The sequence below is a fragment of the Ferruginibacter lapsinanis genome (assembly GCF_020783315.1).
Taxonomy (GTDB): Bacteria; Bacteroidota; Bacteroidia; order Chitinophagales; family Chitinophagaceae; genus Ferruginibacter; species Ferruginibacter lapsinanis.
The window spans coordinates 2556939-2577860 of record NZ_CP086063.1 but is presented as its reverse complement, the minus strand read 5'-3'; the positions used below and the strand labels follow the sequence as shown (position 1 = coordinate 2577860).

Genomic DNA, 20922 nt, shown 5'->3' with positions numbered 1-20922 from the left:
AAGATTATAGGTTACTGAAAACTAATTGTGGCAGCGAAAATAAGACAATCAGCTAATTATTTACAAATAATGCTCTTAAACTCTGAAAATATAATACTTGAAAGACTTGAAAATGACTTATTTGTCAGAAAGCAAATAAAGCTTTCAGTATTGAGACTGGATAAGATACACCCTGTTATTTCTGGGAATAAATTATTTAAGCTACATTATTTTTTACAGGAAGCTAATAACAGCACCCATAAAACGATCATTACTTTTGGAGGCCCGTATTCCAACCACCTATCGGCAACTGCTTATGCCTGCAAACTATCAGGATTAAAATCTATAGGTATTGTTAGAGGTGAGAAGCCCCAACAACTATCGCATACATTGCAACAATGTATTGCTGATGGAATGCATCTCCATTTTATTTCCAGAGAGCTATATGCACAAAAAAAAGCATTATCATTTGCCCAACGCCTAACAATGCAATTTGGAGAACATATCCTTATTCCTGAAGGTGGCTACCACCCACTTGGCGCAAAAGGTGCTTCGATGATCATCCAATTCTTAGCCAATAGCAATGCTACTCATATCTGTTCGGCCATAGGCACTGCTACCACCATCGCAGGGTTATTACTTGGATGTAAAGCAAATCAGCAAATAATTGGAGTAAGTGTATTAAAAGGAATGACAAATATTCAAGAGGATATTTCAGCCATCATTAATACCACTTCAGATTTGAAACAGCTTACTATTTTGAATGACTATCACTTTGGTGGGTATGCAAAAAAAACACCTGAATTGATATCATTCATGAATGACCTATATGATCAATACCAATTACCTACTGACTTCGTTTATACGGGTAAATTGATGTACGGCATTATTGATTCTATCAAAAAAGATATTTTTAAACCTGGTTCAGATATTGTATGTGTCCATACCGGTGGCCTACAAGGTAATGTATCTTTGCCCTCAGGAACTTTAATTTTCTGATTGATTTAACATCCTCCTATATTTGCAACCGAAAAACTTTATTCAGCTTTGTAGCATAAAGAAAATCATGCGTATCAACCTCTTTGTATTTATTTTTTTGATCCTCGGCCTAGGCTCTAATGCATTTGGACAAGATACGCTTCCTCATATTTCCGTAAAAAAAACGATCACCGGCAAAGTGGTTATTAGTTGGAAAAATAATTATGGAGCAACTATAAAGACAATCAATATTCAACGATCTATTGATAGTATAAAAGCCTTTACTACCATCGGCACAGTACTTAACCCACTGAACAGAGATAATGGCTTTGTTGATGGGAAGCCTCCTGCAGAAAAAATGTATTACCGCGTTTTTATTGCGTTTGATGGAGGCAGTTATCAATTTTCACGTTCCTATCCTGCATTAAAAGACACTAGTGTATACATTGCTAACTTACAGGAAACGAATGTTCCCCAACCAAGCGGTTTTATTCCTAGCAGATATATTTATACTGACAGAGAAAATAATGTAATCATAAATATACCGGCTGCCACTATAAAAAAATACTCGGTTAAATTTTTTGATGCCAACGATAAATTTATGTTTGAGATCAAGAACATTCCGGAGCCATATCTTACTTTGGAGAAAGTAAATTTCAAGCATTCCGGCTGGTTTAATTACCAATTATTTGAGAATGAGGCTTTATTAGAAAAATTTCAATTTTTTATCTCAAAAGATTATAAAAAAGGATCACAAAGTGCTGACCAGGGGAAGAAAAACAACTAATTTTCTGAATGAATACTTACATTAAATACCTTCTCAAAATTCGAAAGTAGTTGCCTTTTTACCAGCTCATACTCTACCTCTCTACCCAATTCTCTTTGTAATGATGTAACCTGTTTATTTTGAATACCACAGGGAATGATATTATTAAAATAGCTTAGATCCGTATTTACATTCAACGCAAAACCATGCATGGTTATCCATCTACTGCAGCGTACCCCCATAGCACAAATTTTTCTTTCTTTACCGATAATACCCGGTTCTATCCAAACACCAGTTTCACCCTGACTCCTCTCTCCTTTTATACCAAAATCTGCTAAGGTCAAAATGATCACTTCTTCCAATTCACGTAAATACCTGCCAATATCTGTATAAAATTTTTCCAGGTCGATTATCGGATACCCCACTACTTGTTGTAACCCATGAAACGTAATATCTCCTCCCCTGTTTGTTTTAAAATATTGAATACCCTGCACTTCCATTTCATCATCATTGATAAGGATGTTACTTTCATTTCCACTTTTACCAAGTGTATATACCGGAGGATGCTCACAAAACAATAGATAGTTTGTAGTTGGAAGTTGGAAGTTGGAGGCGGGTGACACTTCTTTATTTCTGGCCTCCGATTTTATTGCAACATTCGCTTGCAATAAAGCCTCCTGATAATCCCAGGCTGACTTATAGTCAATAATTCCCAAATCTTTATAATGTACTATCTGCTTATCCAATGCAATTTCGTTTACTTTGCAAAGATAATTAGTTCATAGTTTGTAGTTTGAGGATTTTGACAGATTGAATAAATTTTAAGTAAAATAAAAAATGAAGACGGAAGAAGAAATAGAAATACAGGACAGCGAAGAGTTATACGAAAAATTAGTGCTTGAGATTGACAAGGGTCAAGAACCGCTTCGTATTGATAAGTTTTTAATGACCCGGATAGAAGGTGCTACCAGAAATAAAATTCAACAGGCTATTGACAACGAGATGGTATTGGTGAATGACAAGCCAATAAAATCAAATTATAAAGTAAAACCGGCTGATAAGATCGTAGTTTTTGATAATAAAAACCCTGAGACAACTGATATTGTCCCCGAAAATATTCCGCTCAATATTGTATTTGAAGATGATGATATCATGATCATCAATAAGCCTGCAGGTATGGTAGTTCACCCCGGAAGCGGTAATTACAGCGGCACGCTGGTGAATGGTATTGCCTATTATCTGCAAAAACAAAATGAAGAATTGACAGAAATACCTCTTTCCAGATTGGGTTTAGTGCACAGAATTGACAAAAACACTACGGGCCTATTGGTGATAGCAAAAAATCAACATGCGATGTCTCATCTTGCCAAACAATTCTTTAATCACACCGTACACAGAAGATATGTGGCATTGGCTTGGGGAAATTTTGATGAAGACAATGGCACTATAACCGGGCATGTAGGAAGACACCAGCGTTTCAGAAAATTATTTACTACTTACCCTGATGGTGAATATGGTAAAGATGCTATTACACACTACAAAGTACTGGAAAGGTTCAATTATGTAACGTTAATTGAATGCAGATTAGAAACAGGTCGTACTCACCAGATAAGAGTGCATATGCAGTATATAGGTCACCCATTGTTTAATGATGATTTTTATGGTGGTGACAGAATAGTAAAAGGAACAGTGTTTGCCAGGTATAAACAATTTGTAGATAATTGTTTTGCTTTATGCAATCGCCAGGCTTTACATGCCAAAGAATTAGGATTTATTCACCCAACAACAGGCAAACCCGTACATTTTGTAAGCGAAATTCCGGAAGACATGAATGCTGTTATAGAGAAATGGAGAAAATACAGCACCAATAAAAACGATACAGAATAACTTATTTTTCTGATGGATTTTTTTTACCGTTTTTGAGCTTTTCAATCGTTTTATGTAAACGAGCAGTTCTGGTCTCTTCTTTTTTAGCACCAGTGATCCATTCTACATATTCTTTTTTGTGACTAAATGCAAGTTTGTCGAAAACTTCTTTAGCACTTCTATGCTCGGTAAATAGACTCTCTAAATCAGCTGGAGTAGTAACTATTCTTGTTTCAAAATCAATTTCTTCAACAGCAACACGTATTGCTGTTGCATCCACTTGTTTAACAGCCTTTTTTATCTGATCAGTTTTTTTAAAATTCATCGCACTCCAAACATGATCCAAAGCAACTAACCGTACTCCTTCAAAGCCATGCTGAGTTAAAAATTCAAATTTGCAATCTCTGCAAAGATCACTTACTATTTTAGAACTAACCTTAGGATAAGCTACCCATAGTTTAGCATCTTTTTGTAAAGCAGGTATTACATCTTTTAATATATCATTTAATTGCTTTTGGCTAATGGCAAAAACCAACGCAAAATCAATTTTTCTTGATTTTAAAAGAGGAGTTACGTTTTTTGAGAATGAAAGCTTGGAAAATTGTTTCTCTACAGTGGAAGGTAAACCCTGTACCAGAATATTTTTTTCACCGTTAAATTGCAATTTTTCTAATACAGACTGTGAGGGAGACATTACTTCCAATTCCATATAAAAAGCTTTAGAGTCTGCAAATTTACGCAAAAAAATGCAATTATTTCATTAAAATCTTTAATAATATGGAATAGCTTGACAAAAACTGTAGTTTTTGTCTCTACTACTATCAACAAAAGCATAAAAAAAGTTCACTTATTTTAAGTGAACTTTTTATTGAAATAAAATTTCTATTTAACTGGCTTATAATAACTTAATGCTTCATCCATATATTCCTGCAATTTAGCAATTCTGTTCTCATCTGCCGGATGAGTAGCCAAAAATTCAGGAGGCTTATTACTTCCGCCGGCCTGACTCATTCTCTGCCAAAAAGGAATCGCTTCTCTTGGATTGTACCCTGCCATTGCAGCGAAGAGTAAACCATAATGGTCAGCCTCATATTCCTGTTTACGACTATTGGGCAACAAAACACCCACCTGTGCTCCTATACCAAAAGTGTTATTAAAAATACCGTTGACTTTACTGTTTCCACTTGTTAACATATCGCCGGCTACACCTAAGCCTTGTGCCAACATTGTCTGACTCATTCTTTCATTCCCATGGCTCGCTACAGCATGAGTGATCTCGTGCCCTAGAACAATTGCTAAAGCAGCTTCATTTTGTGCAATAGGAAGCAGTCCGGTATACACTACCACTTTACCACCCGGCATACACCATGCATTTACTTCCTTGTTATCAACTAAATTAAACTCCCATTGATAACCACTTAAAACATTCCCCTTTCCTTGTTTGGTATAATAATCTGTAATAGCTGCTGCAATCCTGGTACCTACCCTTCTCACCATCTCGGCATCCTTACTGGCAGAAGTACTTACTACTTTATTTTGTGACAAGAACTGCTTATACTCCTGTAAAGCCATTTGCTGCAATTGGCTTTCGGGTAAAAGAGATAATTGATTACGCCCAGTTACTGCATTGCGTGTACACCCCAATGCAAAGGCTAAAGAGAAAACGAGAAAGAATATTTTTTTCATTTTAGTTGTTTGTAATAATAAATATACAATTGGCGTACCAATAATTAAAACTGTAAACGTTAAAATCTACAGACGTACTAAAATAACCAATAGGTTGTATGGGAGAATTATTTATTGCGACGAGACTTACGTCTGTCTCTATACTTTAAGATAGGTACACGGCTTTCGTTACCTCTTAAAATTTTGACGATATTCTTTTGATGTGTAAGCACTATAAGCACCGCCACTAATACAGCAAATATCCTGTATATGGTTACATCATCATTCCAGATCCATAGCACACAGATAGGCAAACTTAAACCAGCCAGAATAGAACTTAATGAAACGTAACGAGTAAGAAAAAGCACTAATAAAAAAACACTTACACAACTGATAGCTATAACTGGTTGTACAGCCAAGATCATCCCGAATAATGTAGCTACACCTTTACCGCCTTTGAATTGGGCAAATATGGGGAAGATATGCCCCAGGACAGATGCAAGCCCCAACCCAACCATCAGGTTGGTCTTATCCCAATCGTTATGCAAATAATGAGGTAAGAAATTGTATAAAGCAACGGCTAACATTCCTTTACCAATATCGAATATCATCACAATGGTACCATATTTAGAACCTAATACTCTAAAAGTATTTGTAGCACCCATATTGCCACTACCGTAATTACGGATATCTACACCAAAAAAGCTTTTGCTGATAATCAAAGCCGTTGGTATTGAACCAATAAGATAAGCTATTACAATTAGAAAAAATTCCTTCATAGTGATGAGTGAATTGAGGGGTAAAGTTACCTAAAATCCACCAGTTTACATTAATTTAATATTCACATGCAATGTTAAATCAGAGTTTTTCAGCTAGCATGGCTATCCAATCTCCTCTTTTTGATGTTGATAAATATTTGAAATAATTGTCTTTTAAAGCATCTTTAACCTCTTCTTCATTTTCTGAGAGCAAACCACTCAACAACAATTTCGCCCCCTGGGGCATGATCTTTTGCATCGCTGAGATATTATCAAGAATTACATTCAGATTAATATTGGCAAGAATGATATCATATTTCCCTGTATCGGGTACGGCATCTTTTTGTTCTACCAATATTCCTAACGAACCATTTTTCTCGATATTTTCAAGTGTATTGGTTACACTCCACTCGTCATAATCTATCGCAACTATTTTTGAAGCGCCTAACTTTTGGGCCAAAATTGCCAATACCCCGGTGCCTGTTCCAAAATCCAATACCTCTTTCCCAGAGATATCCAATTTCCTCATCAACTGAATCATTAAATGAGTGGTGGCGTGGTGCCCGGTACCAAAACTCATTTTTGGAGTAATGATTATTTCATGTTGTACGTTTTTTATCGGGTGATGAAAGTGAGCCCGTATCGCCACAAAATCATCTACTACAACCGGATCGAAATTTTCTTCCCATCTTTTATTCCAGTTAATATTTTCAAGTTCAGTTTTTGAATATGCCAGAATCGAAAACATCTCCAATGTTTTTTCAAAACTGACAACATCAAATTTAGATTCGGGAATAAAGGCAAGTAAGGTATTACCATCCTCTTCAAATCCATCGAAGCCTTGCTCACTTAAAAGTGCAATTAATTGTTCTGATTGTTCTTGATCCTGAGTTTCAAAATCAAATTGCAAGAAGTTCATGGTTTTATTTTATTTCAATTTTCAAAGGAACATTTTTCAATGTCACTGTAAAATTATAACTTTTATCTGATGAAGCCTTATTACCAAAAGTGGAAATAAGTTTATCATCAACATATAATTTTTTACCTGCGGCTGAATGACCATGAATGACAAATGTTATTGTTTTAACAAAATATCTTCCTTTGTAGTTTCCTCCTTTAGAAGACACTGTGAAAGTAAGCTGTTGCCCTTGCGGTTTTGCTTTAAAAGTTATTATTTCAAATTGTCCGTTGGTGACAGACTGCTTGGTAACGCCATCATCATCAAACAAATCATAGTCGGACGATTTATTGTCGGCATAATAGTTAACAGTAAAATCCGCCAAATTATATCCACTGGTATTCGTTCCTTCCGGTCTTTTAATCATAGGAATGAAACTGCCGGCTTTAACATACGCAGGTATTTCATTACTCAATACCGGTGTGACAAAACTTCCTTCATGAGTATTGTAAGCCAAATCTGAATTAAAAGTATTTTTCAATTCATACCAGGTTCCGCCGGGCAAGTAAACACTTCTTTCTTTAACCCCTTTTTCCAAAACAGGTGCTACCAAAATGTTTTCTCCCCACATAAATTCATCCCCAACATTTAAAGCAGTTGTATCATTTGGATAATAATAATATAATGGTGCTACCAAAGGGGCTCCCTTTTTTGTTTGGTTGTATGCCAATGTATAGTTGTATGGCAATAAAGCATAACGCAGATTGATTGCGGCTTTCGCTTCACTCCGATATGGTTCTTCAATCAAAGCAGCCTCACTGGGAAAGCTAAACGCATTTTTATCTACATCTCCCAATGCCGTTCCATGCGGCCGGAATATAGGCGTAAAGGCAGCAAACTGCAACCATCGAACATACAATTCATTATCACCTTCACCTCCTGCAAAACCTCCAGCATCAGCGTGTACATACGGAATGCCACTCATACTCATGCCCAACATTACCGGCAATTGTGCTCTTAATCCACTCCAACTTCTTCCTACATCTCCACTCCAAGGGAATATTCCATAACGTTGGGTTCCTGCAAAACCACTTCTATTCAAACTAAACAATCTTTTTGTCGGATATTCTTTAGCATATTGATCGAACAACATTTTCGTCCACACATTACCGTAAGCATTGTGTACTTCATCCGCTTTAAACAATCTTTTAAATCCAATATCTTTCAAATTGTGATACATATCTGCAGGATGTGTTTCAGGCTCTCCCAAGTCACCCCACCATGATTCTACTCCCAGCTTCATTTGTTCTTTGTACTTACTCCAAAACCATTGCCGGGCATCTTTTCTAAACATGTCTAGCAAACCTCCTTTACCAAAATAAAAATTGGTCAACACATAAGGCTTCCCTGCGCTATCCACAGCATGATATTGCGTAGTATTTGTATAATTTGAAGAAGATTTTACAACAAAGGGTTCAGTTATTAAGATAGTATTGATATGCTGCTTTTTAAAATCACCGATCATCTTTTTAGGATCGGGCCATTTAGTTTTATTCACCCATGATAAATTTCCCAATGTATTTTGTATGCTATCGCCAAACCAAAAAAGATCGAAAATAATTGCGTCTACCGGTACTTTTTGCTCTTTCATCTTTGCTACGATATCATTTGCCTGTTCCTGACTGGTATATCCAAACCTGCTCATTAAATTACCCAGTGCCCATCTTGGGGGCAAAGGCTGTGTACCTGTAAGTTGGTGATAATGGTAAAGTATTTCTTTATAATCCTTCCCTAGTATGATATAGAAATTTAATTCACCTCCACTAAAACCAGCTATGAACGAATCAGGAGTAGTCTTGCCTATATCAAAATATCCTCTCGAAGGATTATCGAAAAACAATCCATACCCTTTATTACTCATTACAAACGGCACAGAATAATTCAGATTATCCGCACCTTCTCCATACCCATACCAAGGGCCATTATATAAATTAAACTTATACCCTCTTCTGTTCAAAGGCAAGGCTCTTTCCCCCCCGCCAAAAACACGCTCGCCCTCATCCAGTTTAAAGGCAAACCCACGAAAATTATCTCCGCCAAGAAAATCGGAAAAAATTATTTTTTTATTCCCTTTGAGTGGAATGCCCTTAAGCATGAAATGATCCTTATCCTCAGAAACCAACTTAGCTTTATGAGTATTCTTTAGAGTTGGCTTTAGAATTACAGCATCACTTATATTTTCGTTGGCAGTGTAGTTATGGGGCGTATAAGTTACCTTAATGATATTATTTGAATATTGTTGAAAAATGTATACACCGTTATCTTTTTTAAAGATATCTTTTTGTGCAAACCCTGTAGAAAAGAGAAACACTAAAAGGAAGAAAAAGGAAAATTTTAATTTCATTACAATCGATTTTTTTACAATTTATGACAAATTAATTACAACTATAAATACCTACCTTTATTAGCAGTTTAACCCTTATCTGAATCTATAAAATTTAATGACGTGAAAAGAATCATACTTTCTTTATTAATATGTGCCAGTTTTTACAACTCCAATGCACAAAAAGGCGGAGCTAAACAACAACCGCTGATAAACTACAATAATACTGAGTACAAGATAAAAATGCAGTATCCCAAATCATGGGAAATAACTGATACTATCAGCGGAGCTGTTTTTTTTATATTTACTCCTTCTGATGACAATGACCAGTTCCGTGAAAACCTGACCTTAAGTTATGAGGATATTTCTCAAAATCCGACTACACTGAAAGAGTTTGTTGACGGCAATCTTATTGGTATAAAAGATGGAAGCACTATATTAGATTTTAAACAGGTGAGTGCCAAATATTTTATATGGAATGGCAAACAGGCTTACGAGATAAATTACACCGGCAAAATAGCTGATGTTGATTTTCCTCTAGTGTGGTGCCAGAGATTTGTTATTAACAAAGACAAAGCCTATATACTCACCTACTCTGCAGAAGGTAGTAAAAAGGACATCTTCAGTACTGCGGCAAAACTTGCAATGAATAGCCTGAAGTTTTATTGACCTAAGCTAAAGCATTATACAATACCTCAATAGTATGTTGCGCTGTTCTGCCGGTGCCATCATGTATCTGATGACGACAACTGGTGCCTGGTGCCGCAATGATGGTATCCACAGGCTGTTTACGTACAGTTGGCAATAATACCAACTCGCCTACCTGCATAGACAAGTCATAATGTTCTTTTTCAAAACCGAAAGAACCTGCCATTCCGCAACAGCCGGAAGGAATTGTCTCAACAGTATAGTTCTCGGGCAATGATAATATTTTTACTGATGACACAGTAGAAGACAATGATTTTTGCTGACAATGCCCATGCAATTTGATCTCTTTTTTCTCTTTGGTAAACTGCTCTTTGCGGATATTTCCTTTATCAATTTCGTTCGCTATAAACTCATCGATCAAGAAAACATTTTTAGCCAATGCTTTGGCTGCAGGCAGTTTATCCTCCGCCACCAGGTCAATGTATTCATCTCTAAAAGTAAGAATAGCACTTGGTTCTATCCCAATCAAAGGATTTTCAGCAGTAATAACAGCGCTCAATAACTCAACATTTTTATTAGCTATTTTTTGAGCATCTCTTATCAAACCTTTTGACAATGATGCCCTGCCACTATCCACATGCGTAGGGATCACAACCTCATATCCCAATTTTTCTAACAATAAAATTGCTTTGATGCCAATCTCTGTATCGTTGTAGTTTGTGAACTCATCGCAAAACAGGTAAACTAATTTTTGATTTACTACGACCTTTGATTTACGATTCTTCTTATACCATGCGCTTAGTGTAGTTTTGTAGAGTGTAGGCATAGAGCGTTTAGTTGCAAAGCCTGCAAACTTCTTTATTATTGTGCTGATAGGCGCTGTAGTTACCGCAAAATTATATAAGCCCGGAACAATTGACCCTAATTTCCCAAAGGTGCTGAAATTGGCTATCAATCTTGACCTGAAAGGAACACCATTGGCATCATAATAATGCTGTAAAAACTCCGCTTTCAGTTTGGCTACATCTACATTACTCGGGCACTCAGATTTACAGCCTTTACAACTCAAACACAAATCCATTACTTCATAAATTTCTTTATGATCAAAACGATTCAGTTTATCTGAATTGGTTAAAAATTCACGTAAAATATTTGCTCTTGCCCTGGTGGTATCCTTCTCATTACGAGTAGCCATAAATGAAGGGCACATTGTTCCGCCGCTCAATTCAGTTTTTCTGCAATCTCCACTACCGTTGCATTGCTCTGCATGTTGTAACACATTCTGATTATTAAAACGGAAAACAGTTTTAAATTCGGGTGTTTGCTGCCCCGGCGTATAGCGGAGCATACTGTTCATTGAAGGCGTATCAACGATCTTATTCGGATTAAATACATTTTCCGGATCCCAAGTACGTTTTATCTCTTTCAGTAATTCATAGTTTTTGGGGCCTACCATTTGCTTGATAAACTCTCCTCGTAATCTGCCATCACCATGTTCCCCACTTAAAGAGCCATCATATTTTTTAACCAAAGTAGCGATCTCTTCAGCAATTGTTCTGAAAAGCTGATTACCTTCTTTGGTCTTTAAATTAATGATCGGACGTAAATGTATTTCTCCACTTCCTGCATGTGCATAATGCACAGAGTACAGATCATGTTTTTTCAGTATCTCATTAAAATCACGGATATATGCAGGCAGATCATTCACATCTACCGCAGTATCTTCAATTACAGGCACGGCCTTGGCATCACCTGGCAGGTTACTTAGCAACCCTAAACCAGCTTTACGTAACGTCCATATTTTTTTTGTATCTGCTCCAAACAGCAAAGGAAAATGATACCCCAGGTTTGCACTACGCATTTCAGCTTCTACTTTCTTTGCAATTTCTACCACTTCTTCTCTATTAGTTGCAGCGTATTCTACCACTAATATTGCCCCGGGATCTCCCTGAACAAAAAATCTGTTCTTGCTCTGCTCAATATTATCCTTTGTACATTCTAAAATATAATGATCGATCAGTTCGCTTGCACTCGGCTTGTATTTTAATGCGATCAAATTAGCTCTTAATGCTTCATCAATGCTGTTAAAATGCACACACAATAATCCATTTTCTTTTGGAGGAAGCGGAACTACATTCAGTTTTATCTCTGTTAAAAAAGCCAATGTGCCTTCGGAGCCAGCAATGAGTTTACAAAAATTGAAATCTTCTGTGCCGGCAGTAAATGGCGCCGATTCCAACAATACATCTATTGCATAACCGGTATTTCTTCTTTCTACACTTTTTTTAGGAAATTCTTTTCTTATTTCTACCTGATTATCATAATTGCTTAGTATGCTGCGAACTTTTTTGTAGATATCGGCTTCCAAAGAATCTCCCTCACATTTAGCATGAAATTCATCAATGTTCAATGATTTGAACTCAGCCTCACTGCCATCGCTTAACAAAGCCTTTACTTCCAGCAAATGTTCCCTGGTACTTCTGTATACCACAGAGTTTGACCCACATGAATTATTGCCCACCATACCTCCGATCATAGCTCTATTGGCTGTAGACGTTTCCGGTCCAAAAAATAGTCCGTGTGGTTTTAAAAACATGTTCAGTTCATCTCGTATCACTCCCGGCTGCACCCTCACCCATTTTTCTTCGGCATTCAATTCCAGGATAGAAGTGAAATATTTTGACACATCTACGATGATACCATTGCCTACCACCTGGCCCGCTAATGAAGTACCAGCTGTACGTGGTATCACGGATGTTTTATTTGCATGTGCAAATGCAATTACTTTTTTAAGATCCGCTATATTTTTAGGAATGACCACTGCCAATGGCATCTCACGATAAGCTGATGCATCCGTGGCGTATAGTGTACGCATGGTTAAATCATCAAACAGATCACCCTCTAAACTTTTTGCTAATTGTGCTAACTGCGCCTTCATGCTTACTTGCTTTCTTTGTAATTGGAGTGCAAATTTAACCCATTTTAAAATGCGACACTTCATAAATACATTTTAACGGCTATTGTATTTTATAATCTTGTTAATTAATTTGTGACAAGAAATCAAAAAACACATCACCCTCATCTAAAAACCAACATTATGAACCAGTTAGAAAAAAGAATAATAAGATTAGAGAACCGGCTGAAAACCTATAGGATCATCTTCGGTTCAGCACTAACCGTTTTTGCTGCCATTATGCTTATGTCTCATAACAATAAGCCATCAGTTCCGGAAGTTATTCAAGCCAAAGCTTTTGAAGTGGTGGATAATTATGGCAATGTATTGTTGAAATTAAATAAAGAAGATGGTAACGGCTGCTTCACCACTTACACCAACACCGGTAAAAAATTAGTTAAACTCTTTACATCCACTGGTGGAGGCGGCGCCATCAATAGTTTTGACGAAAATGGAGAGATCAATTTTAAGGTTACCAAAACCATTGGCGGCGGCGGTTATATGGCCTTGTTCAATTCTGACAGAAATGAAATTGTTGAATTTGGCGCAACCAACAACAACACCGGTTATTTTAACCTTAATGACAAGGATGGCAAAAAAATAGCGTGGTTAACTTATACTGAAAACGGCGGTGGTTATTTTGCATTATTGAATGATGATATTGAAACGATACGATTATCAACACCATCTGAAGGAGGAAGAGTGGGCATTTCGAATAAAAGAAATAACAGGGTTGTTTATATGGGTACCCAGGATGACCTCGATGGCAACATCACTATCTCCAATGCAAGTGGAAGTAAACTGGGCAGTATTCCTGCAAATTATTAAAGAATGTTCCTGAAAAAATAAGCGGCCCGGAAAAATCCGGGCCGCTTTACCACTTAACATGAAACCTATAACCAGAACTTATTTTGGTAAAAGCACGTGATCTATTACATGTATCACACCATTACTTTGATTTACATCTTTAATTGTTATAAATGCCATCCCTCCGTTTTCATCTTTAATAACAATTTTCTTACCCTTTAACATTACCCACAAATTACCTCCTGCCACAGTCTTCAACATTGCCTTGCCCATGCCAGCCTTTATTTTTGCCATTAAATCTGCAGCACTTAATTTACCTGCAACAACATGATAAGTTAAAACACCTGTCAACGCCATTTTGTTCTCAGGTTTTAATAAATTATCAACTGTACCTGCTGGCAATTTATCGAAAGCTGCATTTACCGGTGCAAATACCGTAAATGGTCCTGCACTTTGTAGGGTCTCTACCAAACCTGCCGCTTTTACGGCAGCTACCAATGTAGTATGGTCTTTACTGTTTACTGCATTTTCTACAATATTTTTTGAAGGATACATTGGCGCCCCTCCAACCGTTACCGTTTTTTCCATTGACATTTTGTTTATAGAATTACCCATCATTTGTGCAAAGGAAAAGTTGGCAAATACTGTTGCAATTGCAACGATCATTAGTTTTTTCATTGTCGTAATTTTTTTTGATTAATGTTTGATTTACTTACGACAGACAAAGAAGAACGGTTTCAATTTTTTAAAAAATATTTTTTAATAAAAAATGCCGACTAAATGTTAGTCGGCATCAAAATATTATATAAAAATCAAATTACATTTTTCCCATTACATACATCGGTCCTTTAGGAACAGGGCTATCCATTCCATCTTCGAGGGTAACAGCAAAAGCCTCTGCCTTACCAAAAGATTTCATTTTTTGTATCCTGAATTTTTCTCCTTTTTTATTGATCAGGATCATACCTCCACTAACAGGCTTGCCATCAACAATTGCCCAGAACTGGTAATTTTTCCCTTCGGGGGCATCCGGCAAATTACTCGGATCGATATAAACCTCTCCTGTATTTTTCATCCAGAAAACTTTTGCCGCAGCATCCATACCAGGCATTGGATTTAACGAGACAGGCATGCTGTATTTATCCTGTACCACATGCATATCCTTTTTCATATCCTCATTTTGCTGCTGCAAACCGGCCAATGTTTGTTGCGTTTCCTGTAAACTTCTTTTAGTGCTACTATTCTTATTGATCAATATTATATTCAATGCAAGGCTACCAAATAACAAGATCGCAGAAGCGGCGGCTGCGTATTTCCAGAAAGGAGTAATTCCTACAACCCTTCCACCACCCCCTATATCGTTATTGTGTTTTGAAGCTATTTGGGAAAATATTTTTTCTTTAACATCCGCAGCAGGTGCAATGGCATGAGCCGCCGCATAAGCCTCCATACCTATCTGTATTTCAGCCAATTCTGCTGCAACCTCAGGGTATTGCTTGGCCCATTGCTCTACCTGCAATATTTCCTCCTCCGAGGCGATCCCGGTAGCATATAGCTCCAATAAACCCGATGATATGATATCTTTTACCTGCACCTTTATTTTAATATTTTTCTTAACTCTGTAATAGCTGCCCTCATTCTTGTTTTAACTGTCCCCAAGGGTATACCTGTATTCTTAGAAATTTCATCCTGTGTATAGCCTTTGAAATATGCCAAATCAATAATGGTACGCTGTTCTGGTTTTAAGTTGGCTAATTGTTTCTGTAACCCCATTGTATCAAACTTGTCAGCACCAAAATTGGTGTCTTGTATATTACTTACGGAATTTTCATCACTTGAGATTTTCCTTTGCTTTTTATAGCCCTTGCTTCTCAATGTATCAATAGTCAGATTCCGTGTCAAGTTGAGCATCCAGGTAAACAACCGGCCTTTAGTACTATCGTACTGTGCAAAATTATTCCATATTTTAACAAAAGCCTCCTGTAAAATATCTTCTGCCAGCTCTTTATCTTCAACCATCCGAAAGATAAGCCCGTTTAGAGCTGCGGCATAGTTATCATACAAATACGAAAATGCCTGACGGTCTTGCCCTTTGAGCAATACCACCAATTCATCCTCACTATATTTTTTTACTAACTCCAAATGTTTTTATGAATTCGCTTATGAAAATAATAGTTTTATTACGAAAAGTAAACACCATTATTAAAAAAAGGTTTAGATCTCAGGTAATTATATCAAAAACATCCCTGAGATCAAGGTATTATTCATTGATCAGTATGACTTCATACACGGGACTAAACAAATAGACCTTACCTGTTTTAACTTCTGTGCATTTATACCGTTTACGTACTTTTTCTTCTTTTCTAAAAACTCTGCCGCCTTTTATTGCAAACAAATTTCCTGATGGCAATTTTTCTATTAAGATCACTCCCTCTTTCTTTGCATCATACTGATGCAACACTCTTAATAAAGATGTATCTGCGCAACTACTTGCCGCAGGATTTTGCAATGTTTTGTATAAAGCCTTTTGAATATCTCCGGGAAAAATCTTTTTTAATAAGAATTGAGCTAATATCTTGCTATACTCATTCTTCCATTCCTGCCCATGGGCCTGCACCCTATTGCCAAATCGTTCGAAAGTGAATAAATGTGCCAGCTCATGTAACAAGGTAATTAAAAATGCATACTTATTGAGATTACCGTTTACACTGATGCGATGATTTTTATCAGCAAAAGAATTGCGATAATCTCCCAATACCGTTTTGCGCTCACGGGTAATAGTTAGATGTACTTTATGCAGGTGAAGATAATGCAACACATCATCCAGACACCCATCGGGTAAATAAGCTTGTAACTGGTGTAATGGAGCTTCCTCTTTAGGCATCCGGTTTTTTATTCAGTTTTAATATTACTTTCACTTCTATTGCCAGATAAATAAGGTATAAGAACATGGCAACAAAAACTGACATTTTGCTGAAACTGTTCGGAGCTAGTAACCTATAGAGAATAATGGCTATTACACAACCAAACATTTTTATCATTACACTTCCTAAAATACTTCTTACAAAAACATTGGGATTTTTATGGCTCAATGCTTTTTGCTGTAAAAGAAAAGTAATTATGCTGATAATAAAGAACAAGGCATTAGCCACTAATAGTACCCTGTAATCCAGCCCCCATTTATCAAGCGTTGTTCTCATAAGTACAACCGCAATTCCGAATAAGGAGAAGATAGCTATAAAAGGCAACAGTGTTTTTTGTTGAGAAGGCATGAATATTTAATTTGTTTATTGATTTACTGCCGTGGCTATTTCTGTGTTTAATTCTACTACGTTTGCCCCCATATGACATTGCCCATTAAATGTTACCGAAGGCTCTATATGTAATTTACCGGCATAGATATCACCTTTTACATTTGCCTTTCCTCTAAGTTGCAAGAGGTCTGTTACATTAATTTTACCGTTCACATTACCTAAAATATCTGCTTGCTGCCCGTGCAGATCTCCGTCAATATTTCCTTCGGGGCCTACTAATATTTTTGACCTGGAAATAATATTACCGATAATAGTACCATCTATCCGTATATCTCCATTGCTTTCAATATCTCCGGTAATGGTTGTTCCTGCTCCAACAATTGTTATTCCATTACCTACAGTTTCGGCAAATGGAGCTTTAGATTTTGTATTGAACATATATGACAAGGTTTAGGTTATTCGTTGATATCGTCGTCTTTTGGAAGATCTAATTTATTCGTATCCAGTTTAGGCACTTTACCTTCCAATACTTTTTGCAGATCATCAAAATATTGTTGTTTGTACTTTAACGAGGCTTCCATTGAATCTGCCCGTATTTTCAGTTGCTTAAATTCTCTTACCTGTTTGGCATCTCCATACCCAACACCAGGCAGATAGTACTTAATTGGCGTGAATACGATCAAAGCTACCGTTAATACTGTAAACAATACAAAAGCGCTGCTCAATACGATATAAACGCTCAATCGGCTCAATTTAAATTTTACCACTTCTTCATAAGTATCCTCATTCATTACCACCAAACGGTAATGATTGCGTAATCTTTTTAGTGTACTATTGGCATCTAACTTGGACATAGTTCTTTATTCGGTGTTAAAATTAAGAAACCAAATGCATTATCCTCAATAATTGCTAAAAATATCCGATATTTAGCCGCATTTTCAATTAGTTCTTGCATGCTGAAGAAGACATTAACATTTATAATACTTTTATCTGTACTCGGTACAATTTTTAATCTGGCCTACGCACAACCTGCCTGGACAGTAGACCTGTTAGGCAAACAAAAAAAGCCGGATAAATTTGAGAACAGAAAGTTAGGGTCAGAAAAGATGGCCGATAAAAAATTCACTCCTATCAGGCATTTGTTTCAGAATACCTATACACATTATAATTATTACTATAATGCCAATAATAAGATCAATACTGTTATTGAGAGAGCCAAAATCGCACAAATTGATGATTATTCTAAATTATTATCATTTTATCCCTATTCATTAGATAATACTTCTACACAGGCTGCAGAATTAGATTCTGTCATTCTTAAAGCAACGGCAGGTATATTATTGCATGATCTAAGAAATGACTGGATAGATAATATGTATTTATTGATGGGTAAAGCATATTTTTTTAGAAAAGAGTTTGACTCTGCCGCAGCAACTTTTCAATTTATCAACTACAATTTATATCCAAGAAAAAAGAGAAACGAAGATGACGATAAAATTGTTGGTACTAATTATGAAGCCAGCAAAGGAACTATCAGTATTGCCAATAAAGAGAAACAAAATCTCTTACAAAAAATAGCCTCTAAACCACCCAGCCGTAATGATGCTTTCATCTGGCTTGTACGAACTTTTATTGAACAGGAGGAATATGGAGCGGCGGCAGGCTTGATAAAGACATTACAAAATGACCCTAATCTGCCAAGACGTTTACAAAATGATCTGGACGAAGTATATGCTTATTGGTTTTATAAACAAAATACTTACGACAGTGCTGCTGTATACTTAGAAAAAGGATTAAGCAATGCTGACAATAAACAAGATAAATCCCGTTCTGAATTTTTGTTGGCACAGTTGTATGAACTAACAGGCGAATTTGACAAAGCCTCAGATTATTATGCAAAAGCATCCAAACATACTACCAGTCCGTTGATGGATATCTATGCTAATTTGAACGATGCAAAAATGTTTAAAGGAAATGTCAGTGGCAAGGAGTTAGACAACAGCATCAGCAACCTGTTGCACATGGCCAAAAAGGATAAATTTGAAGCATACAAGGATATCATTTATTACTCTGCTGCTCAATTAGCAATGCAAAAACCTGATACAGCCAATGCTATTACGTATTTAAATAAAAGCTTGCTCTATAATCAGGAAAATATTGTTTTTAAAAACAAGGCCTATTTGTTACTGGCAGATATTGCTTATGAAAGAAAACAATATAAATTGGCTGCTGCTGCTTATGATAGTCTTGAAACTACGGACACATCATTTGGCGAACGACTTTTGAAAATATTAGAAAGAAAAAGCGGCTTGTCAAAAATTGTAAAGCAAATCAACATCATCGAGCGGCAAGATAGCCTGCAAAGAATTGCAACTTTAACCCCACTGGAAAGAGATACATTCTTAAAAAAATTATCAAAAAAACTCAGAAAAGAAAAGGGATTAAAAGAAGAAGACTATAATGGAGGTGTTGTGATCGGCTTTGAGAATAACAAAGAGAAAGCTATCGATCTGTTTTCGGACAACTCCGGTAAAGGCGAATGGTATTTCTATAATGCTTCTACAAAAGCCAAAGGGTTCAGCGAATTTAAAAGACGTTGGGGCAATAGAGACAATACCGATAACTGGCGTAGAAAAGCTGCACTAGATGCCAGTATGAGCAATGATATCATAGCAATAAATCCAGACATGGATATTGATCCTACCGGTATTACCAATACCACTACTCCAGTAGTGGCTCCTACAGAAGAAGACATAAGTTATGATGGGTTATTAGCAAATATTCCGCTTACTGAAGAAAAGATGATCATCAGTCATTCTCTGATAGATGCTGCCTTATTTGACTTGGCGCAACTTTATCAGAATGACCTTGAAGATTACAAAGAAGCCATCAATACTTACCAGGAATCATTAAAACGTTATCCTGATTCTTTACATGAAGGGAAGATATACCTTGGACTATACTATTGTTATACGAAACTAAACGATTTATCCCAGGCCGCTTTTTACAAGAATTTATTAACAACCAAACTGGCTAATAGTATTTCTGCAAAATTACTTACAGATCCGGCATCTGCTAAGCCTGAACTTAAAAACAACCCGGCAACTAAGCGGTATGCAGATATCTACAATTTGTTTATTGAAGGGAAATTTGCCGAAGCATTAACTGAAAAACAAAAAGCAGATAGTTTGTATGGTAAAAGTTATTGGTCGCCTCAATTGTTATATATAGAAGCGATCTATCACGTAAAACAAAAAGATGATAGTGTTGCCAAAATTGTTTTAAAAAATATTATTCAGCTATACCCCTCCTCTCCGCTTAAAATAAAAGCAGAAAGTTTGCTGGATGTATTAAGCAGAAGAGATGAGATTGAAAAATATCTTACAGCATTAGAAATTACAAGAGCTAAAGAAGATGACATCATTCATATTTCTGATAATGTTGTTAAGAATACAATTCCGGTAAATAACAATCAGCCGGTTATAGACAGTGCTCAGCGAAACATTACTGTGCCTCCATCATTGGATAATAAAACACAGGTTATTTCCCAGGCAAATATTATAACAAGTGGGCCATTTTCGTTTGATGCATCATTACCACATAACGTAATTATGCTACTTACCAAAGTGGATGGCACCTATATTAATGAAGCAAAAAATGCATTCAACAGATTTGTTAGTGAAGGATTTGGTGACCGTCCTATTACACTAACAAAAGATGCTTTGGATGGAGATAACACTTTGCTGATATTTTCATCATTCACAGATGCGAATAAAGCAATAGAGTATATGAATAAATTACGAAGGGCAGCTCCGAGTGAAGTATCATGGTTAGATGCCGGTAAATATTCATTCTTTATCAGCACAGATGAAAATCTGCAAAAATTAAAAGCCAATAAAGATCTAACCGGATATAAAGCCCTTTTAAACAAACAATATCCAGGCAAGTTTTAATTCGTAACACTAAC

The 20922-nt window shown here is 36.4% G+C and carries 20 protein-coding genes; 6 read left to right on the top strand and 14 right to left on the bottom strand.

The window, feature by feature from the left end:
• Positions 1–27 precede the first annotated feature (27 nt).
• Positions 28–978: a 1-aminocyclopropane-1-carboxylate deaminase/D-cysteine desulfhydrase gene (locus LK994_RS10865; protein ID WP_229760104.1), complete on the top strand. Its 951-nt coding sequence runs from the start codon at positions 28–30 to the stop codon at positions 976–978.
• 67 nt (positions 979–1045) lie between these two features.
• Entirely contained in the window at positions 1046–1744 is a 699-nt protein-coding gene (locus tag LK994_RS10860) for a hypothetical protein (RefSeq protein ID WP_229760103.1), read from the top strand.
• Here the strand turns inward: LK994_RS10860 and lipB are convergent.
• Positions 1741–2469, bottom strand: a complete 729-nt coding sequence (gene lipB / locus LK994_RS10855) for a lipoyl(octanoyl) transferase LipB (protein ID WP_229760102.1) — start codon at positions 2467–2469, stop codon at positions 1741–1743. The two genes, LK994_RS10860 and lipB, sit on opposite strands and share 4 nt — an antisense overlap.
• A 91-nt stretch (positions 2470–2560) precedes the next feature.
• On the opposite strand from lipB, the gene LK994_RS10850 reads away from it, so the two are divergent.
• Positions 2561–3610, top strand: coding sequence for an RluA family pseudouridine synthase (locus LK994_RS10850; RefSeq protein ID WP_229760101.1), 1050 nt, complete (start codon positions 2561–2563; stop codon positions 3608–3610).
• A 1-nt stretch (position 3611) separates the two neighbouring features.
• Here LK994_RS10850 and LK994_RS10845 read toward each other — a convergent pair whose 3' ends face one another.
• The 5 genes from LK994_RS10845 to LK994_RS10825 form a co-directional block, all read right to left on the bottom strand.
• Positions 3612–4298 carry a YdeI/OmpD-associated family protein gene (locus LK994_RS10845; protein WP_229760100.1) on the bottom strand — a complete coding sequence of 229 codons (687 nt, stop codon included), beginning with the start codon at positions 4296–4298 and terminating at the stop codon, positions 3612–3614.
• Positions 4299–4471: 173 nt separating this feature from the next.
• Positions 4472–5275 (bottom strand): M48 family metallopeptidase, encoded by an 804-nt coding sequence (locus LK994_RS10840; RefSeq protein ID WP_229760099.1) that lies wholly within the window; start codon positions 5273–5275, stop codon positions 4472–4474.
• Positions 5276–5382: 107 nt separating this feature from the next.
• Positions 5383–6033 carry a glycerol-3-phosphate 1-O-acyltransferase PlsY gene (gene plsY, locus LK994_RS10835; RefSeq protein WP_229760098.1) on the bottom strand — a complete coding sequence of 217 codons (651 nt, stop codon included), beginning with the start codon at positions 6031–6033 and terminating at the stop codon, positions 5383–5385.
• Between the two features lie 79 nt (positions 6034–6112).
• Positions 6113–6931, bottom strand: a complete 819-nt coding sequence (gene prmA / locus LK994_RS10830; RefSeq protein WP_229760097.1) for a 50S ribosomal protein L11 methyltransferase — start codon at positions 6929–6931, stop codon at positions 6113–6115.
• Between the two features lie 4 nt (positions 6932–6935).
• The gene (locus LK994_RS10825; RefSeq protein WP_229760096.1) at positions 6936–9314 is read right to left on the bottom strand and encodes a TIM-barrel domain-containing protein; all 2379 of its coding nucleotides are present in this window, start codon (positions 9312–9314) and stop codon (positions 6936–6938) included.
• Positions 9315–9416: 102 nt separating this feature from the next.
• On the opposite strand from LK994_RS10825, the gene LK994_RS10820 reads away from it, so the two are divergent.
• Positions 9417–9962: a hypothetical protein gene (locus LK994_RS10820; protein WP_229760095.1), complete on the top strand. Its 546-nt coding sequence runs from the start codon at positions 9417–9419 to the stop codon at positions 9960–9962.
• Position 9963: 1 nt separating this feature from the next.
• On the opposite strand, the gene LK994_RS10815 is transcribed toward LK994_RS10820, so the two are convergent.
• On the bottom strand, positions 9964–12942 hold the full coding sequence (locus LK994_RS10815) for an FAD-binding and (Fe-S)-binding domain-containing protein (RefSeq protein ID WP_229760094.1): 2979 nt from the start codon (positions 12940–12942) through the stop codon (positions 9964–9966).
• Positions 12943–13038: 96 nt separating this feature from the next.
• Here LK994_RS10815 and LK994_RS10810 point away from each other — a divergent pair, with 96 nt between their 5' ends.
• The gene (locus LK994_RS10810; RefSeq protein ID WP_229760093.1) at positions 13039–13722 is read left to right on the top strand and encodes a hypothetical protein; all 684 of its coding nucleotides are present in this window, start codon (positions 13039–13041) and stop codon (positions 13720–13722) included.
• Between the two features lie 78 nt (positions 13723–13800).
• Here LK994_RS10810 and LK994_RS10805 read toward each other — a convergent pair whose 3' ends face one another.
• The 7 genes from LK994_RS10805 to LK994_RS10775 all read right to left on the bottom strand — a co-directional run bounded on the left by LK994_RS10805 (position 13801) and on the right by LK994_RS10775 (position 17809).
• On the bottom strand, positions 13801–14379 hold the full coding sequence (locus tag LK994_RS10805; protein WP_229760092.1) for a fasciclin domain-containing protein: 579 nt from the start codon (positions 14377–14379) through the stop codon (positions 13801–13803).
• Between the two features lie 139 nt (positions 14380–14518).
• Positions 14519–15295, bottom strand: coding sequence for an anti-sigma factor (locus tag LK994_RS10800; protein ID WP_229760091.1), 777 nt, complete (start codon positions 15293–15295; stop codon positions 14519–14521).
• Positions 15296–15297: 2 nt separating this feature from the next.
• Positions 15298–15843 (bottom strand): RNA polymerase sigma factor, encoded by a 546-nt coding sequence (locus tag LK994_RS10795; RefSeq protein ID WP_229760090.1) that lies wholly within the window; start codon positions 15841–15843, stop codon positions 15298–15300.
• Positions 15844–15961: 118 nt separating this feature from the next.
• On the bottom strand, positions 15962–16585 hold the full coding sequence (locus tag LK994_RS10790; protein WP_229760089.1) for a SprT-like domain-containing protein: 624 nt from the start codon (positions 16583–16585) through the stop codon (positions 15962–15964).
• On the bottom strand, positions 16578–16973 hold the full coding sequence (locus tag LK994_RS10785; protein WP_229760088.1) for a hypothetical protein: 396 nt from the start codon (positions 16971–16973) through the stop codon (positions 16578–16580). Before LK994_RS10785 ends, LK994_RS10790 begins: the two co-directional genes overlap by 8 nt.
• 15 nt (positions 16974–16988) lie before the next feature.
• Positions 16989–17393, bottom strand: a complete 405-nt coding sequence (locus LK994_RS10780) for a bactofilin family protein (RefSeq protein ID WP_229760087.1) — start codon at positions 17391–17393, stop codon at positions 16989–16991.
• A gap of 17 nt (positions 17394–17410) precedes the next feature.
• Positions 17411–17809: a hypothetical protein gene (locus tag LK994_RS10775; protein WP_229760086.1), complete on the bottom strand. Its 399-nt coding sequence runs from the start codon at positions 17807–17809 to the stop codon at positions 17411–17413.
• Between the two features lie 99 nt (positions 17810–17908).
• Here LK994_RS10775 and porW point away from each other — a divergent pair, with 99 nt between their 5' ends.
• The gene (gene porW, locus LK994_RS10770; RefSeq protein ID WP_229760085.1) at positions 17909–20908 is read left to right on the top strand and encodes a type IX secretion system periplasmic lipoprotein PorW/SprE; all 3000 of its coding nucleotides are present in this window, start codon (positions 17909–17911) and stop codon (positions 20906–20908) included.
• The last annotated feature ends 14 nt before the right edge of the window (positions 20909–20922 follow it).

Excerpts from the sequence above, each read along its gene's own strand:
- LK994_RS10860 (WP_229760103.1), top strand. The coding sequence starts at position 1,046 with ATGCGTATCAACCTCTTTGTATTTATTTTTTTGATCCTCGGCCTAGGC.
- LK994_RS10850 (WP_229760101.1), top strand. The coding sequence starts at position 2,561 with ATGAAGACGGAAGAAGAAATAGAAATACAGGACAGCGAAGAGTTATAC.
- LK994_RS10845 (WP_229760100.1), bottom strand. The coding sequence starts at position 4,298 with ATGGAATTGGAAGTAATGTCTCCCTCACAGTCTGTATTAGAAAAATTG.
- LK994_RS10840 (WP_229760099.1), bottom strand. The coding sequence starts at position 5,275 with ATGAAAAAAATATTCTTTCTCGTTTTCTCTTTAGCCTTTGCATTGGGG.
- plsY (WP_229760098.1), bottom strand. The coding sequence starts at position 6,033 with ATGAAGGAATTTTTTCTAATTGTAATAGCTTATCTTATTGGTTCAATA.
- prmA (WP_229760097.1), bottom strand. The coding sequence starts at position 6,931 with ATGAACTTCTTGCAATTTGATTTTGAAACTCAGGATCAAGAACAATCA.
- LK994_RS10825 (WP_229760096.1), bottom strand. The coding sequence starts at position 9,314 with ATGAAATTAAAATTTTCCTTTTTCTTCCTTTTAGTGTTTCTCTTTTCT.
- LK994_RS10815 (WP_229760094.1), bottom strand. The coding sequence starts at position 12,942 with ATGAAGTGTCGCATTTTAAAATGGGTTAAATTTGCACTCCAATTACAA.
- LK994_RS10810 (WP_229760093.1), top strand. The coding sequence starts at position 13,039 with ATGAACCAGTTAGAAAAAAGAATAATAAGATTAGAGAACCGGCTGAAA.
- LK994_RS10805 (WP_229760092.1), bottom strand. The coding sequence starts at position 14,379 with ATGAAAAAACTAATGATCGTTGCAATTGCAACAGTATTTGCCAACTTT.
- LK994_RS10790 (WP_229760089.1), bottom strand. The coding sequence starts at position 16,585 with ATGCCTAAAGAGGAAGCTCCATTACACCAGTTACAAGCTTATTTACCC.
- LK994_RS10785 (WP_229760088.1), bottom strand. The coding sequence starts at position 16,973 with ATGCCTTCTCAACAAAAAACACTGTTGCCTTTTATAGCTATCTTCTCC.
- LK994_RS10780 (WP_229760087.1), bottom strand. The coding sequence starts at position 17,393 with ATGTTCAATACAAAATCTAAAGCTCCATTTGCCGAAACTGTAGGTAAT.
- LK994_RS10775 (WP_229760086.1), bottom strand. The coding sequence starts at position 17,809 with ATGTCCAAGTTAGATGCCAATAGTACACTAAAAAGATTACGCAATCAT.
- porW (WP_229760085.1), top strand. The coding sequence starts at position 17,909 with ATGCTGAAGAAGACATTAACATTTATAATACTTTTATCTGTACTCGGT.